This is a genomic window from Roseiarcus fermentans, from assembly GCF_003315135.1.
GTDB lineage: Bacteria > Pseudomonadota > Alphaproteobacteria > Rhizobiales > Beijerinckiaceae > Roseiarcus > Roseiarcus fermentans.
In genome coordinates this window covers 63,628-77,591 of the sequence record NZ_QNRK01000034.1, presented here as the reverse complement: position 1 = coordinate 77,591, position 13,964 = coordinate 63,628, and the positions used below count along the sequence as shown (strand labels likewise).

Sequence of the window (13,964 nt, the reverse complement as noted above, 5' to 3'; positions counted from 1 at the left end):
ATGCCCGCCTCCCGCGAATCATGGCCCTTCTATCTATCACGCTGTTTCCGCTTCAGGAATCCCCAACCATCGAGTCAATCACGCGGAAACCGTATCAAACTCCAGACGTCGGCGGGCGGGTGACCGTCAGAACGCCATCGGCGCGAAAGAGCAGAACACGCCGGTTTGCGTGCCGCTCTTGTTGTCCTTGTAGAAGATCCAGTATTCGCCGTCCTGGCTCGGCAGCGCGTCGGCGGCGGCGACCCGGCCGAAATAGCCGTCGACCTCGCAATAGTCTTCGGAGACGCGGCGCACCTGGTCCGGCCGCAGGTGATGGGCGTCGGCCGGACTGCAGCAGGCGGCCTTGATCCACTTCGGGATCGGCGTTCCTTCCGCCCAGACGTCGTGCGCCTCGGCGGCGCCCAACGACGACAGGACTGTCGCGAAGACAAGCTCGACCCGCATCGCCGCCTCCTCAGGGGACCATGGGCCACGCAACAAGGACCTTGCCAGCGGGCGACGTTCACCGACGAACCGTCCGCCTGTCCGGGATCGATTCGACAAAGGTTAGCGCCGTCCTGTCAAGCGCCGGGACAGAGTCAGCAGCGCGGCGACCGTCGAGGCGGGCCTCCCCGGCGTTCGGCCGCGCTCGGCGTGTTCCGCCGCGGCCTTACGCCGAAGCCGGCAGGACCGGCCAGCGCTCGACGATGCGCTCGCCGTCGTAGACGAGCAGGTCGCCGAACTGCAGCAGCACCGCTTCGCTCTGCGTCGGGCGGAAGACCACGGTGTCGTCCGGCCGCACGGCGAGCGCCTCGCCGCCGTTGAGCATCTCCTGATTGCTCGACCGGCCGAAGATCGCGTTGAGCTGGAGGCCGGGGGGATCGACCGGCCTGGCCAGCCAGTGGCCGCCGTAGATGAACAGGGTGCGGCGGCTGTTCGGGTCCCAGGCCGACTGCAGCGTCGACAGGAATTCGACCCCCTTGGGCAGAAGCGTGTCGGGGCGCGTCTTGATGACCGGCGTGGCGATGAACGCCGCGGGCTGGAAGTCCTGAAGCAGCGGCGTGTCGAAGTCGGCCGGCTTGACCAGCGCCGAACCGACCGACACTTCGTTGGCGACCGCGGTGTCCTTGTACAAACGGAAGGTCGGGCTGCCCGCCGCATTGAGAATGGCGCCGTCGAGCGCCGCGGGGCCGAGCACCGCCCGCGCCTGGTCCTTGGCCGCGCCATAGGCCGACCAGGCGGCGTCGATCGCGCCCTGCCTGAGCCCGAGGGCGTCGGGGATCGAGGGAATGTGCGGCTCGTAGCCCATCAGCCCGGCGAAGCGCAGCGCCTTCGACGCTTTCGCCCTCTCGTACATCGCGCCGAGCGCCGGACCCGCGACCTGCCCGCCGCGATGCAGGCCGACGTCGAGTTCGAACGCCGCAGCGAGCGTCAACCCCTGCGCCAGCGCCAGCTGCTCGTACTGGTCGAACCGCTCCGGCGTGTCGATCAGCCAGACGATCCGCCCGGCCGCATCGCGCGAGCCCGCGGGAAGCGCGGCGAAAAACGATCGCGCGGCGAGGATCGGCAGCGGCTTGCCGAGCAGCTGCCCCGCGTCGGGCATGGCGGCGGCGAAAGCCAGCAGCATCGGCAGGTTGAAGGTCATCAGCCGGTCGGTCCCGGTCCCGGCGCGGACGCGGGAAACCAGCGTGGGCGACGGCAGCGACTTGACGACGACGCGATAGCCCATGCCCTCGGGCAGCGCGCGCTTCAGCGTCGCGATGTTGGCGTCGAGCCTCGCGCGATCGATCACCAGCGCCGGCGTCCCGACGCCCGCGGCGCTGAGCGCCTCCTGCAGGCGCAGGAAGTAAGGATCGCGCGGCCCGCTGCGGTCGCCGGGGCGCAAGGCGATCGCCGCGCCCGCGGCCGCCGCGACCGCGACCCCGCCGACCACCGCGCGCCGGGACGGCTTCCAGGCCATGTCAGGCTCCGAGAATCGATTGGAGATAGGGATTGAGAAACTTGCCCTCGGGGTCGATGCGCTTGCGCAGGGCGACGAAGCGCTCGAAATGCGGGTGGATGGCGGCGAGTTCCGGCGCTTTCAGCGAATGCATCTTGCCCCAGTGCGGCCGCCCGCCATGGGCGCGGAAGATCGGCTCGTAGAGCGAGAAGAACACGCCATAGTCTTCGTCGGCCGCGGCATGGACCGAGATCGACATCCGCGGCCCGTCGGTGAACGGGCTCAGCCAGGCGTCGTCGGCGGCGACGAAGCGCACTTCGATCGGGAAGTAGAGGCGCGGATGGGAATCCGCGGCGGCGACCACCTCGGGCAGCGCCGCCTTCGCCGCCTCGATCGGCATCTCGTATTCCATCTCGTTGAACTTCATCGGGCGTCCGGTCGCGAGGAGCTTCCACGATTCGTCGGTCGAGTCCTCGACCACGCCGTGCGGCAGCCCGGCGTCCGCCACCACCCGGCGCAGCCAGGGCCACCAGCCGAGCTGGTCGCGCAGCGTCTTCAGTTGCTCCAGGGTGTCGTCGTCCTGCGCCTGGGCGCGGCCGCTGACCGGCCCCTCGTACAGGTCGTGGGTGATGATCGCCGCCTTGCCGACGCCCGGCAGATAGTAGAACTCGACGTTGCGATGCGCGGCCGCCAGAGCGTCGATCTGCGGATAGAGGGCGTCGATGTCGACCACGGTGATGCGCCGGCGCAGCTTGAACGCCGCGACCGGGCGGATGGTGACGGCGGTGATCACCCCGAGCGCGCCGAGCGACACCTTTCCGGCGGCGAACAGATCGGGGTCGCTCGCCGCCGTGACGGCGCGCGTCTCGCCGGCGGCGGTCACCAGACGAAAGCCCGCGATCGCGCCGTGGAGCGCCTGGAGCGTCAGCCCGGTGCCGTGGGTCGCGGTCGAAAACAGGCCCGCCAGCGTCTGGGTGTCGATGTCTGACAGATTGGCGAGCGCGAGACCGCGTTCGGCGAGGAGGCGCGAGGCGTGTTGCAATCGGGTGCCGGCGCCGAACGTGATCGTCCCCGCCGCCTGGTCCTGCGACAGGACTCCGGCGAGCGGGCTGATGTCGATCATCGCGCCCTGGCTCGGCGCGAGGCCGACGAAGCTGTGGCCGCTGCCGACCGGCCGGATCGGGCGCGGCGCCTCGGCGACGAGGCGAACGACGTCCGCCTCGTCGTGGGCGACGGCGATCGACCGGGGCGTCGCCGTTTCGGTTCCCGACCAGTTGCTCCACGCGACGCGGCCGGGCGGCGCCGGGGGCGGATCGGGCCGGTAGCCGGGCCGGACGAAGCCGGGGCCGACCCAGCTCGCGTAGAGCCCGGCCGGGACGGCGACCGCGGCGGCCGCGCCGGCGCCGAGTGCGGCGCGTCGGGACAGTGTCATCGCGTCGGCTCCGTGGACATGAAGGCGATGATCCGCCGGGCGTCGTCGTCGCCGCAGTCGGGGCAGAGGCCGCCGGGGGGCATGGCGTTGCGGCCCTTCCGGAACGAGGCGAGCAGGCCGTCGGCGCCGCGCGCGGCGAGCCGCGGCGCCCAGGCCGAGACCTGGCCGGCGAGCGGCGCGCCGCTCGCCGCCGAGCCATGGCAGGTCCTGCACGAGCGGTCGTAGAGCGCGGCGAGCGCGGGCGGCGACGGCTCGGCGCGCGCCGCGTACTCGACCTCCGCCGCAGTCGGGCGCGCCGGCTGCGCCGACTGACCGCAGGACGCCGTCAGGAGGGCGGCGAACGCCGCCGCAAACAGGCCTTGCCGCATCGCCTCCCCGGCCGTTTTGCTTCATGGCGGCCCTCGCCAGTCAGCGCGTGAACCTCGACGTACCACGCCGCGGCTGCGGGTCGTCAAGCGCCTCGGCGGACAGAATGACGGCAATTACCAGTTATCCCAAGGCAGTCCCCGAAGGAGGCCGTCCTCGCGAGCGAAGCGACGCGATCCGGGGGCCGCTTGCGCTGCCGGCGCCGCCCTGCCCCGTCCGGCCGCCGTTCGGGGTTGGCTGCGAGCAGAAGACGGAGCAATCCCTGCCGCAAAGACGCGGGCGGCGGCGGCGGCGCGGCGGCTGGGGCAATCGACAGGCGCCATTTGGGACAGAGTCAACGGGCACCGCGCTGGGCAATTCAGGAGGACGTCGACGAACGGCCGGTCGACGACAGGAGATCGGCTTTGGACATGAACCGTCTGTCGTAAGTGAACGTGTCGAAATCGTCCGGCAGCGCCGCCAGGAGATTTGGCGGCGGTTCGCGGCCGCATCTTATCAACAGACGACAATAGAGAAATATCGCCTCGTAGGTCATGCCGGGAAACGCATCGATTTCCGAGCCGAAAGGCGCGCCGCGCAACGTTTCGATCGCCTCGGCGAATTTGCCCATCCGGCAGAGAATTTGGGCTCGGTCCCACAGACGGCCGCACTCCGTGAAGGCGTCGGCCTTGCTGGCGTCGATGATGCGCAGCGCGTCTTCGTAACGCCCTTGCCACACCAAGACCGCAGACCGCCAATGCGCGATCGACGCGCGCTGCTCACGCGAGAGGCCGGGTTCTTCTTCGTCGATTCGCTTGTGGCAGGCCTCCCAGTCGTGAGACTTCACGAGCGTAAAGATGTCTTCGCGAAAGCCCATCGCACGCCCCCTCACGCCCGTTGCCGGCGCACCGCTGAATTACGAATCACGTCGCGCAACCTCGCGGAATTGGGACAGAGTAAACTGTCCCCGCGCTTGTCTGTCCCCGCGCCTGTCACCGCTCTGCGGTTCCAGCCTTCAGGCCGGGGCGGGGGAATCCGGCTCCGGGGGGAGAAGATCGGCCTTTTCGCGCATCCTGCCAAAGAGATGGGTCCCGAAGTCGTCGGGCAGCGCCGCCAGGAGATTCGGGGGCGGCTCGCGGCCGGCTTGTTTCAGGAGATAACAATAGAGAAAGATCGCTTCATAGGTTAAAGCAGGGAACGCATCGATTTCCGACCCGAAAGGCGCTTGGCGTAACGTCTCGATGGCATCGGCGGTCTTGCCCATGCATTGGAGAATTCGCGCCCGGTCAAAAAGATAGCCGCATTGCGTGAAGACGTCGTCCTTGCTCGCGTCGATCGCCCGCAAAGCCTCGTCATAGCGCCCTTGGCCCCTCAAAATGCTGGATCGCCATCCCGCAATCGCGACGCGCGATTCACGGGTGTCGCCGGGTTCCTCGTCAATTCGACGATGGCAAGCTTGCCAATCGTCTGTTTTCAGGAGCGCGAACATGTCTTCGTGGAAACTCATCGCCTGTTCCTTTCACACCCGGTTGCCGCCGCACCGCTGACTTACAAAACCTTTTGCACAGCCTCGAGCCGTCTTGTAGCCGCCCGTCAGTCCCCTGGGCGGATTGGGGGAGGTGAGGAGTCGCGCGCAAAATTCAAGCGCCTTCGCCCATTCCTCTTCGCACCCGTCCGGCAGCATCAGAGCCACGTCGTTGTGGCTCCCATTTTTCCGGCGAGCGGGGCTGTCCGCCGAGGCAGGCTCACCGTCGGCCGTCCACTGGCCTCCGTCCGGGTTGCCCGCAGGAACGCGCGGCTGGTCTTCGTAATATTGGCGAGCGTTTCGACTTCGCCGCCGTCGAGTCCGCAGGCCTTCAGCACGGCCGTCGGCGTGAGGAAACCCTCGTCGAGAATTCCGGCGGCGATGTGCAGACGGCGCGCGCCCTCACGCCCGGCGAAGGCCGAAATGCCGGTCAACGCGACATGCATCGCCGACTTGGCGAAGTCGCCGCGGTCGAATTCCGCCTCCGCCCAGGCGAGATGCTTGAGAACCTTCGCCGGGACGGGGAAGCCGTAAGCGACAGACAGCAGGGCGAGAAGCCGCGCCTCCTCGGGCGCGCCTTTGCGCGCCAACACGGTGGCGGCGCCGAGCCGCGGACCCTCCGCCGTCCAGGTGACAAAGGGGTAGAATGGCGCATTGCGGGCTTCCGCAGCCCATGTTCGTTCCAGCGTCGCGATCGTTTGACGGAAGCGCTTCAACGACGGGTCACCGCATCCGCAGTCCTCTTGTCTCTCAGGAAGCTTTTCGGCCTGCATTCCTCACCCCCTCGCGCATGAATTTCGGGGAGGCGCGAGCAAGTATGGATTGTACAGAAGGACGTCGCCTTGCCAAGGACAAATCACGAACAAACGCGATCTTGGTCTTTGAGCCACACGTTCAGCGGAACGCCATTGCCGGCCGCCGAAGGAACTCCCGAAAGGCAATCGTTTCAAGGGCTGAACCACGGGGCGGAGTCCGGGGCGTGGCCCTTGTCGGGCGCGCTCGTCGAGCGCGCCGGCGGGGTCAGCGACCCCGCCCTACACCGGCGCCCCTCGGCGCGAATGCCTTCAGCCCACGATCATCACCAGGCCCGCCAGCAAAACCCCCTCGATCAGGCACGCCCGCCGGTAGAGCGCCAGCGCGCGCCGGATGTCGGCGGCGCTCGCCTCGCGCCGGCCCGCGCCCATGAAGGCGTCGTCGACCAGGGTGGTTCCGTAGACCCGTGGGCCGGCGAGTTTCAGCGCCAGCGCGCCGGCCATCGCGGCCTCCGGCCAGCCGGCGTTGGGCGACCGGTGTCTTGACGCGTCGCGGAACACGGCGCGCGCCGCCTCGCGCGCCGACGCGCCGGGGGTGAGGAGCGCGGCGAGCGCGATCCACAGCGCCGCCAGCCGCGAGGCCGGGAGGTTGACGAGGTCGTCGAGACGCGCCGCCGCCCAGCCGAAGGCGGCGTAGCGCTGGTCCCGGTGGCCGATCATGCTGTCTGCCGTGTTGACGGCCTTGTAGAGCGCGCCGCCGGTCAAGCCCGTGAGCGCGGTCCAGAGGATCGGCGCGACCACTCCGTCGGAGAAATTTTCCGCCAGGCTCTCGATCGCGGCGCGCGCCACGCCCGCTTCGTCGAGCGCGTCGGGATTGCGGCCGACCACCATCGCCACCGCCCGCCGCCCCGATTCGAGGCTCGAGTCCAGCCCGTCCGCGACCGCGCCGACATAAGTATGGAGGCTCCGCTGCGCCGGCAGGCTGGCGGCGAGCGCAGCGAGCGCGACGAAGCCGGCGACGCCGAAGCGCTCGAGCCCCGCGGTCAGCGCGAGCGCGACCAGCGCGACCGGGACGAGATAGAGGAGAAGCGCCGCGACGCCCGCCGCCCGCCGCGCGGAAAAATCCCGGTCCGGCCGGTTCAACCGCGTCTCCAGCCAGGCGAGCCAGGCGCCCATCCAGGTCACCGGATGGCCGAGGGCGCGATAGAACGGCGCCGGATAGCCGGCCAGCGCCTCGATCGTCAGGGCGGCGAGCGCCAGCGGCAGGGAATCGGAAAGCGACATGATAGGGGCCGACCTAGCACGGCCGGCCAGCCGACGTCGCGGCGCCGGCCGCGCCGTTTTCCACAGGCTCTTTGCCGGATACCTTGTTTCCGCCGCGCCGCGGCGGGACAAGGGGGCATGCTGATTCGCGCGCCCCGCGTCTTCACCATCCCGCCCGGCGCCCCGTTCCTGGCGACGCTGAGCCGCGCCCTGATCGACGGCGAACTCATCGAAGGATTTCCGGGGTCGGGCGGCCCGCTGGCGCTCGCCGAGGCGACGATCTACGTGCCGACCCGGCGCGCCGCCTCGGCGCTGGCGGACGCGCTGCTCGCGGCCAGCGGCGGCCGCGCCGTGCTGCTGCCGCGCATCGCCCCGCTCGGCGCCTTCGAGCCGGACGATTCCACCGTCTTCGCCGATCCCGGGGCGGACGATGCGTCCCCCGCGGGGCCGCGGCCGGCGGTCGGCGCGCTGACCCGGCGGCATGTGCTGGCGCTGCTGGTTCGCCAGTGGGGGCAGGCCCTGCGCGGCGCGATCCGCAGCGCCGACGCCGACGGCCTCGACTGCGATCCGCTCGAGCCCGCCCTGGTCGCCTCCACGCCGGCCCAGGCCTATGCGCTGGCCGGCGACCTCGCGGCCCTGATCGACGACCTGATCATCGAGGGGGTGAAGCCGAAGGCGCTCGACGCGCTCGCCCCCGACGCCGCTTACGACCGCTACTGGCGGATCACGCTCGACTTCCTCAAGATCGCCTTCGCCGCCTGGCCGGCGTGGCTCGCCGAGAACGGCCTGATCGACCGCGCCGCCCGGGTCGCGGCGCTGGTCGACGCCGAGGTCGCGGCGCTGGCGGCCGGCGCGCGGGCGCGGCGCGGGCCGACGATCATCGCCGGCTCGACCGGCGCCAATCGCGCCACCGCCCGGCTGATCGCGGCGGTCGCCCGCTCCGACCGCGGCGCGGTCGTCCTGCCCGGGCTCGACACGCGTCTCGACGAACGGGCCTGGGACATGATCGGCGCCAGCGACGGCGACGAGCAGGGTCTGGCCGGCCACCCGCAGGCCCTGCTGCGCCGGCTGATCGGGCTGATCGGCGTCGCGCGGGCGGACGTGCGACCGCTCGGCCGGCAGGCAGGGCCGCTCGCCGCCCGAGCCGCCCTCATCGGCGAGGCCCTGCGCCCGGCCGAATCGACCGACGCCTGGCGCGACCGCAGCGCGGCGCTCGCCCCCCCGGCGGTCGCCGCGGCGCTCGAATCCGTCGCCGTCATCGTCGCCGACCACGAGACCGAGGAGGCGCTCGCGCTCGCCATCGCCATGCGCGAGGTTCTCGAGACGCCGGGCAAGACCGCGGCGCTGATCACCCCAGACCCGTCGATCGCGCGCCGGGTCGCGGCGGAACTGGCGCGCTGGGGGGTCGAGGTCGAGGATTCGGCGGGGCGGTCGCTGGGGGAGACCGAGGCCGGCGCGCTCGCCCGGCTGCTGCTGAACGCCGCGGCCGACTTCCGTCCGCTCGCCCTCCAGGCGCTCCTCGCCCACCCGTCCGCCCGCCTCGGCCGCGACCGCGCCGGCAAAGCCGCGGCCGCGCGGGCGCTCGAACTCGGCGTCTTTCGCGCCGCGCCCATCGTCGCGCTCGACGATCTCGACGCCGCCTTCGCCGCCGCGCGCGCCGCCGCCGCCGACCGCCACGCCCATCCCGCCGTCCGCTCGGTCGGCGACGCGCGGCGCGCCGAGGGCGAGGGGCTGGCGCGCGATTGCGCGGCCGTGCTCGGCCCCCTGCGCAGGCTCGGCTCGGCGCCGCTCCGCGACTGGCTCGACGCGCACCGCGCGGCGCTCGCCGCCGTCCTGGCCGCGCCCGACGACGCCGCCGTTCCGCACGGGGCTCCGGCGCTCGACGATCTCATCGAGGAGTGGCGTGCGGCGGCCGGCGAGGGCTTTCCCTGCACGCTCGCCGACTATGCCCGCCTCTTCGAGGAGGCGCTGTTCGGCGTGCGCGCCCCGCCGGCGCCGTCCGGCTGCCCACGCCTCGCCATCCTCGGCCTGCTCGAGGCGCGCCTGCTCGCCTTCGACCGGACGCTGGTCGCCGGCCTCGACGAGAAGGTCTGGCCGCCGGCCGTCAACACCGACGCGTTCCTCAACCGGCCGATGCGCGCGCGCCTCGGGCTGTCGCCGCCCGAGCGGCGGATCGGCCAGACGGCGCACGATTTCGTCGCAGCCCTAGGGGCGCGCGAGACGATCCTCAGCCGCGCCAGGAAGCGCGGCGGCGAGCCGACGGTCGCCTCGCGCTTCCTGCAGCGGCTCGGCGCCGCGGCGGGCGCGGAGGCGATCGGGGCGGCCGAGCGGCGCGGCGCGCAATATCTCGCCTGGGCGCGGGCGCTCGACAAGCCCGATTCGATCGCCCCGGCGCCGCGGCCGGAGCCGACGCCGCCGGCGGACAAGCGTCCGCGGTCGCTGAGCGTCACCCGGATCGAAACCCTGCGCCGCGACCCTTACGCGATCTACGCCGAGCGGATTCTGAGGCTCAAGGGTCTCGACCCGGTCCAGCGGGCGCTCGGCCCGCGGGAGGCGGGCGAGGCCTGGCACGGGGCGCTCGAGGATTTTTCCATCGCCTTCCCGGCGGGGGCCCTGCCGCCGGAGGCGCGCGACCGGCTCGCCGGCCTCGCCCGCGCGCACTTCGCCGAACTCCTGCGCGACCCTGCCTTCGCGGGCCTGAACTGGCCCAACATCGAGAAGGCGATCGACGTCTTCATCGGGTTCGAGGCGGAAGCCCGGACCGAGATCGAGCGCATCTTCGTCGAGCGCCAGGGCGAGATCGTCATTCCGCTGCGTGACGGCTCGCAATTCCGGCTGACCGCGCGCGCCGACCGGATCGACCGGCTGGTCGACGGCGAGGCGACGCTGATCGACTACAAGAGCGGCCGCCCGCCGGGAAAGAAGGAAGTGACGATCGGCCTCGCGCCGCAACTCACCCTCGAGGCCGCGATTCTCATGCGCGGCGGCTTCGCCGATCTCGGGGCGATGACGCCGCGGCGCGCGCTCTACATCAAGCTCGGCGGCGCCGACGGCGGCGAAGCGCGCGAGGCGGCGGAGAAGGGCGAGGACATCGCCGAGCTCGCCGAGCGTCACTTCGCCGATCTGAAAGTCCTGCTCGACCAGTTCGTCGATCCCGGGACGCCCTATCTGTCGCGGCCGATGCCGAAGTTCGCCAGCCGCTTCGCCGACTACGACCATCTGGCGCGGGTCAAGGAATGGTCGAAGGCCGGCGGCGCCGGCGAGCCGACCGCGGGAGAGGCCGGATGAGTCGGCCGCTCGACATTCCCGAGGCGCTCAGGCGGTATCAGGCGCTCGCCTCCGATCCGGCGGCCTCGGCCTGGGTGTCGGCCAACGCCGGCAGCGGCAAGACCCACGTCCTGACCCAGCGCGTGCTGCGGCTTCTGCTCGACGGCGCGAAACCGGCGCAGATTCTCGGCCTCACCTTCACCAAGGCCGCCGCGGCCAACATGGCCGGCCGCATCTTCAGGACGCTCGCCGAGTGGACGACGCTGGACGACGAGCGGCTCTCGGCGGCCATCGCCGAGACCGGCGCCGGCCGGCCGGGTCCGCCGGCGCTGGCCTTCGCGCGGCAATTGTTCGCCCGCACGATCGAGACCCCGGGCGGCCTCAAGATCCAGACCCTGCACGCCTTCTGCGAACGGCTGCTCCAGGTGTTCCCGTTCGAGGCCAACGTCCCGGCGCATTTCAAGGTGGTGGACGAGCGCGAGGCGGCCCGGCTGATGATCGCGGCGCGCGACCGGGCGCTGGTCGCGCTCGGATCGTCGGCAGAGGGCGAAGCCGCGCTCGACCGGGTGGCGCGGGACGCCGGCGCCTTCAATTTCGACAGGCTGCTGGCCGAAGCGCAGGACTTCGCCGAGGTCTTCGCCGGATTTGCCGACGCGGCGCGGTACGGCGAGGCGCTCCGGCGCCGCCTCGGGCTGCAGCCGGGCGAAACGACGGCGAGCGTGGAAACGGAGATGCTCGGCGGCGACGTCGGGACGAGGCGCCGAATCGCATGGGCGCAGGGGCTGGCCGCCGGCAAGGCCCAGGACAAGGCGTTCGCCGCCGGCCTCACGGCCGCCAACGCTGGAATCGATCGGACCGCGAGGGTCCGGGCGCTGCTCGGCGCCTTTTTCACCAAAGACGGCGAGGGCGAGCCGCGGGGCGGGAAGAAGGCGCATCTGACCACCGCGGCCGTGCGCGAAACCCGCCCCGACCTGGAGAAGGCGGTCCAGCGCGAGCTCGTCCGGCTCATCGGGCTGCGCGACCGGCTTCGCTCGGTCGCGACGCTCGACCGTTCGACGGCGCTGTTCGCCGTCTCGGGCGAAATCCTGACAGCCTTCGCCGCGGAAAAGGCCGGGCGCGGCGCGCTCGATTTCGCCGACCAGATCGCCCGCGCCCTCGCGCTCGTGACCCGGTCGAGCGCGGCGTGGGTGATGCAGAAGCTCGACTATGGGCTCGACCACCTGCTGATCGACGAGGCGCAGGACAATTCGGCCGGACAGTGGCGCATCGTCGAGGCGCTGACCGACGAGTTCTTCGCCGGCGAGAGCGCGCGCTCGCGGCGGCGCACGGTGTTTGCAGTCGGCGACGAGAAGCAGTCGATCTTCTCGTTCCAGGGCGCGGCGCCCGGGCTGTTCGCCGACATGCGGCGCGGGTTCGCACGCCGGCATCGCGACGCGGACAAGCCGTTCGCGAGCGTGCCGATGAACTTTTCCTTCCGCTCGGCGCCGGCGGTCCTCGCCGCCGTGGACATGGTCTTCCAGTCCGAGGCCGCCTGGAACGGCGTCGCCGCCGAGGGCGAGCCGCCGCCGATTCACGAGGCGATCCAGAAGACCCTGAAAGGCGTGGTCGAGATCTGGCCGCCCGTCGAGCCCGAGACGGGGCGCGATCCGGACGACTGGCGGATGCCGCTCGACGAGCCGGCGGCGCGCGATCCCGCCGTCGTTCTCGCCCAGCGCATCGCGAGCCAGATCGCCCGCTGGCTCGACCCCGGCTCGCGCGAGCGGGTCGTCGGCGACGACGGCGAACCGCGGCGGATTCGCCCCGGCGACGTGTTGATCCTGGTCAGGCGGCGCAACGCCTTCTTCGAGGCGATGATCCGCGCCCTCAAGGACCGCGGCGTCAAGGTCGCCGGCGCCGACCGGCTGAAGCTCAGGGAGCACATCGCGGTCATGGACCTGATCGCCGCCGGGCGCGCCGCGCTCGCCGCCGACGACGACCTGTCGCTCGCCTGCGCGCTCAAGTCGCCGCTGATCGGGCTCGACGACCCGGCGCTCTATCGGCTCGCCGCCGACCGGGCCGGGCCGCTCGCGGCCGCGCTCGACGCCGCGCAGGACCCGGCGGCGCAGGCCGCGGCGCGGCGCGTCGCCGAATGGCGCCGGCGCGCCGTCACGCTCGGCCCCTACGCCTTCTACGCCCGCCTCGTCGGGGAGGACGGCGGCCGCAAGGCGCTGATCGCCCGGCTCGGCGACGACGCCGCCGACCCGATCGACGAGTTCCTCGCCCTCGCGCTCGATCACGAGCGCAACGACGCCCCGTCGCTGACGCGCTTTCTCGCCGAGGTCGAGGAGACCGAGGCGGAGATCAAGCGCGACCTCGAGGCGGAGAGCGACGGCGTGCGCGTGCTGACGGTGCACGCGAGCAAGGGCCTCGAGGCGCCGATCGTCATTCTGCCCGACACGATGGTCGCGCCGGGCGGGCGTCACGATCCCAAGCTCATGCCGCTCGCGCCGCTCGACGCCGGCGACCCGCCGCTGTTCGCCTGGACCCGCAAGGCGGCCGAAGACTGCGACGTCGTCGCCGCGGCGCGGGCGCGGGGGCGGGCCGAGGAGGCGGGCGAGCATCGCAGGCTGCTCTACGTCGCCATGACCCGCGCCGCCGAGCGGCTGATCGTCGCCGGCTACCAGGGCCAGAGGCGGCGGCCCGACGGCTGCTGGTACGACCTGGTCGCCGGCAGCCTCGAGCCGGCGACCGTCGCGGCGCCGGCGTTCTGGGACGCCAAGGCCATCGTCCGGCGCTACGGGGAGAGCCTGACCGCCGACGCGGCGAGCGAGACCGAAGCGCCAGCGGCCCCGCCGCCGCCGCCGGGCTGGCTGTCGACGCGGATCGCCGACGCGGCGCCGGCGCTCCGGATCAGGCCGTCCGCGCGCGCCGCGGGCGAGCGCGCCGGGCGTCGCGCCGAAGGGCTCGTCGCCCATGCGCTGCTTCACCTGCTGCCGGGCGTCGAGCGCGACCGGCGGCGCGAAGCCGCCCTCTCCATCCTCGGCGCGCAGGGGGCCGGGCTGCCGGAGGCGCGGCGCCGCGCGCTCCTCGACCAGGTTCTCGCGGTGATCGACGCTCCCGAGCTCGCGCCGCTGTTCGGTCCGAATTCTCGCGCCGAGGTCCCGTTCGCCGGCGCCGTCGACCGCCCGGGCGGGCCGCCCCTGCCGTTGTCGGGCCGCCTCGACCGCCTCGCCGTGACCGACGACGCCGTTTACGTCGTCGACTTCAAGCTCGGCGCGGCCCCCGCCGCGCCGGCGCCGGCGCACGTCGCCCAGCTCGCGCTGACCGGCGCCGCGCTCGAGCCGCTCTATCCCGGTCGCGCGGTGCGGGCGGCGCTCGTTTACCTCGACGGGCCGGCGATACGACCATTGTCGAAGGCCGAGCTGAAGGCCGCTCTCGCCCCCGTGATAACCTCTTGAAAACCATACGGGGCCGAACTGAGGT

The 13,964-nt window shown here is 72.1% G+C and carries 10 protein-coding genes; 2 read left to right on the top strand and 8 right to left on the bottom strand.

Annotated elements, in window-relative coordinates; all coding sequences use genetic code 11:
* Window positions 1–126 precede the first annotated feature (126 nt).
* From DFR50_RS24275 to cbiB, 8 genes are all read right to left on the bottom strand, one after another.
* Window positions 127–444 carry a hypothetical protein gene (locus DFR50_RS24275; protein ID WP_113891852.1) on the bottom strand — a complete coding sequence of 106 codons (318 nt, stop codon included), beginning with the start codon at window positions 442–444 and terminating at the stop codon, window positions 127–129.
* Between the two features lie 205 nt (window positions 445–649).
* Window positions 650–1,939 carry an alanine racemase gene (locus tag DFR50_RS24270; protein ID WP_113891851.1) on the bottom strand — a complete coding sequence of 430 codons (1,290 nt, stop codon included), beginning with the start codon at window positions 1,937–1,939 and terminating at the stop codon, window positions 650–652.
* Between the two features lies 1 nt (window position 1,940).
* Window positions 1,941–3,350, bottom strand: a complete 1,410-nt coding sequence (locus DFR50_RS24265; RefSeq protein WP_113891850.1) for a D-arabinono-1,4-lactone oxidase — start codon at window positions 3,348–3,350, stop codon at window positions 1,941–1,943.
* Window positions 3,347–3,718, bottom strand: a complete 372-nt coding sequence (locus tag DFR50_RS24260) for a c-type cytochrome (protein ID WP_113891849.1) — start codon at window positions 3,716–3,718, stop codon at window positions 3,347–3,349. Before DFR50_RS24260 ends, DFR50_RS24265 begins: the two co-directional genes overlap by 4 nt.
* Window positions 3,719–4,074: 356 nt before the next feature.
* A complete protein-coding gene (locus DFR50_RS24255; RefSeq protein ID WP_113891848.1) occupies window positions 4,075–4,572 on the bottom strand; it encodes a YfgM family protein in 498 nt (165 codons plus the stop codon).
* Window positions 4,573–4,710: 138 nt separating this feature from the next.
* Window positions 4,711–5,202: a hypothetical protein gene (locus tag DFR50_RS24250; RefSeq protein WP_113891847.1), complete on the bottom strand. Its 492-nt coding sequence runs from the start codon at window positions 5,200–5,202 to the stop codon at window positions 4,711–4,713.
* 176 nt (window positions 5,203–5,378) lie between these two features.
* The gene (locus DFR50_RS24245; protein WP_113891846.1) at window positions 5,379–5,936 is read right to left on the bottom strand and encodes a hypothetical protein; all 558 of its coding nucleotides are present in this window, start codon (window positions 5,934–5,936) and stop codon (window positions 5,379–5,381) included.
* Window positions 5,937–6,284: 348 nt separating this feature from the next.
* Window positions 6,285–7,256 carry an adenosylcobinamide-phosphate synthase CbiB gene (cbiB, locus tag DFR50_RS24240; protein WP_113891845.1) on the bottom strand — a complete coding sequence of 324 codons (972 nt, stop codon included), beginning with the start codon at window positions 7,254–7,256 and terminating at the stop codon, window positions 6,285–6,287.
* 117 nt (window positions 7,257–7,373) lie between these two features.
* On the opposite strand from cbiB, the gene addB reads away from it, so the two are divergent.
* The gene (addB, locus tag DFR50_RS24235) at window positions 7,374–10,523 is read left to right on the top strand and encodes a double-strand break repair protein AddB (RefSeq protein WP_113891844.1); all 3,150 of its coding nucleotides are present in this window, start codon (window positions 7,374–7,376) and stop codon (window positions 10,521–10,523) included.
* On the top strand, window positions 10,520–13,939 hold the full coding sequence (addA, locus tag DFR50_RS24230; protein ID WP_170153375.1) for a double-strand break repair helicase AddA: 3,420 nt from the start codon (window positions 10,520–10,522) through the stop codon (window positions 13,937–13,939). Before addB ends, addA begins: the two co-directional genes overlap by 4 nt.
* Window positions 13,940–13,964: the final 25 nt, after the last annotated feature.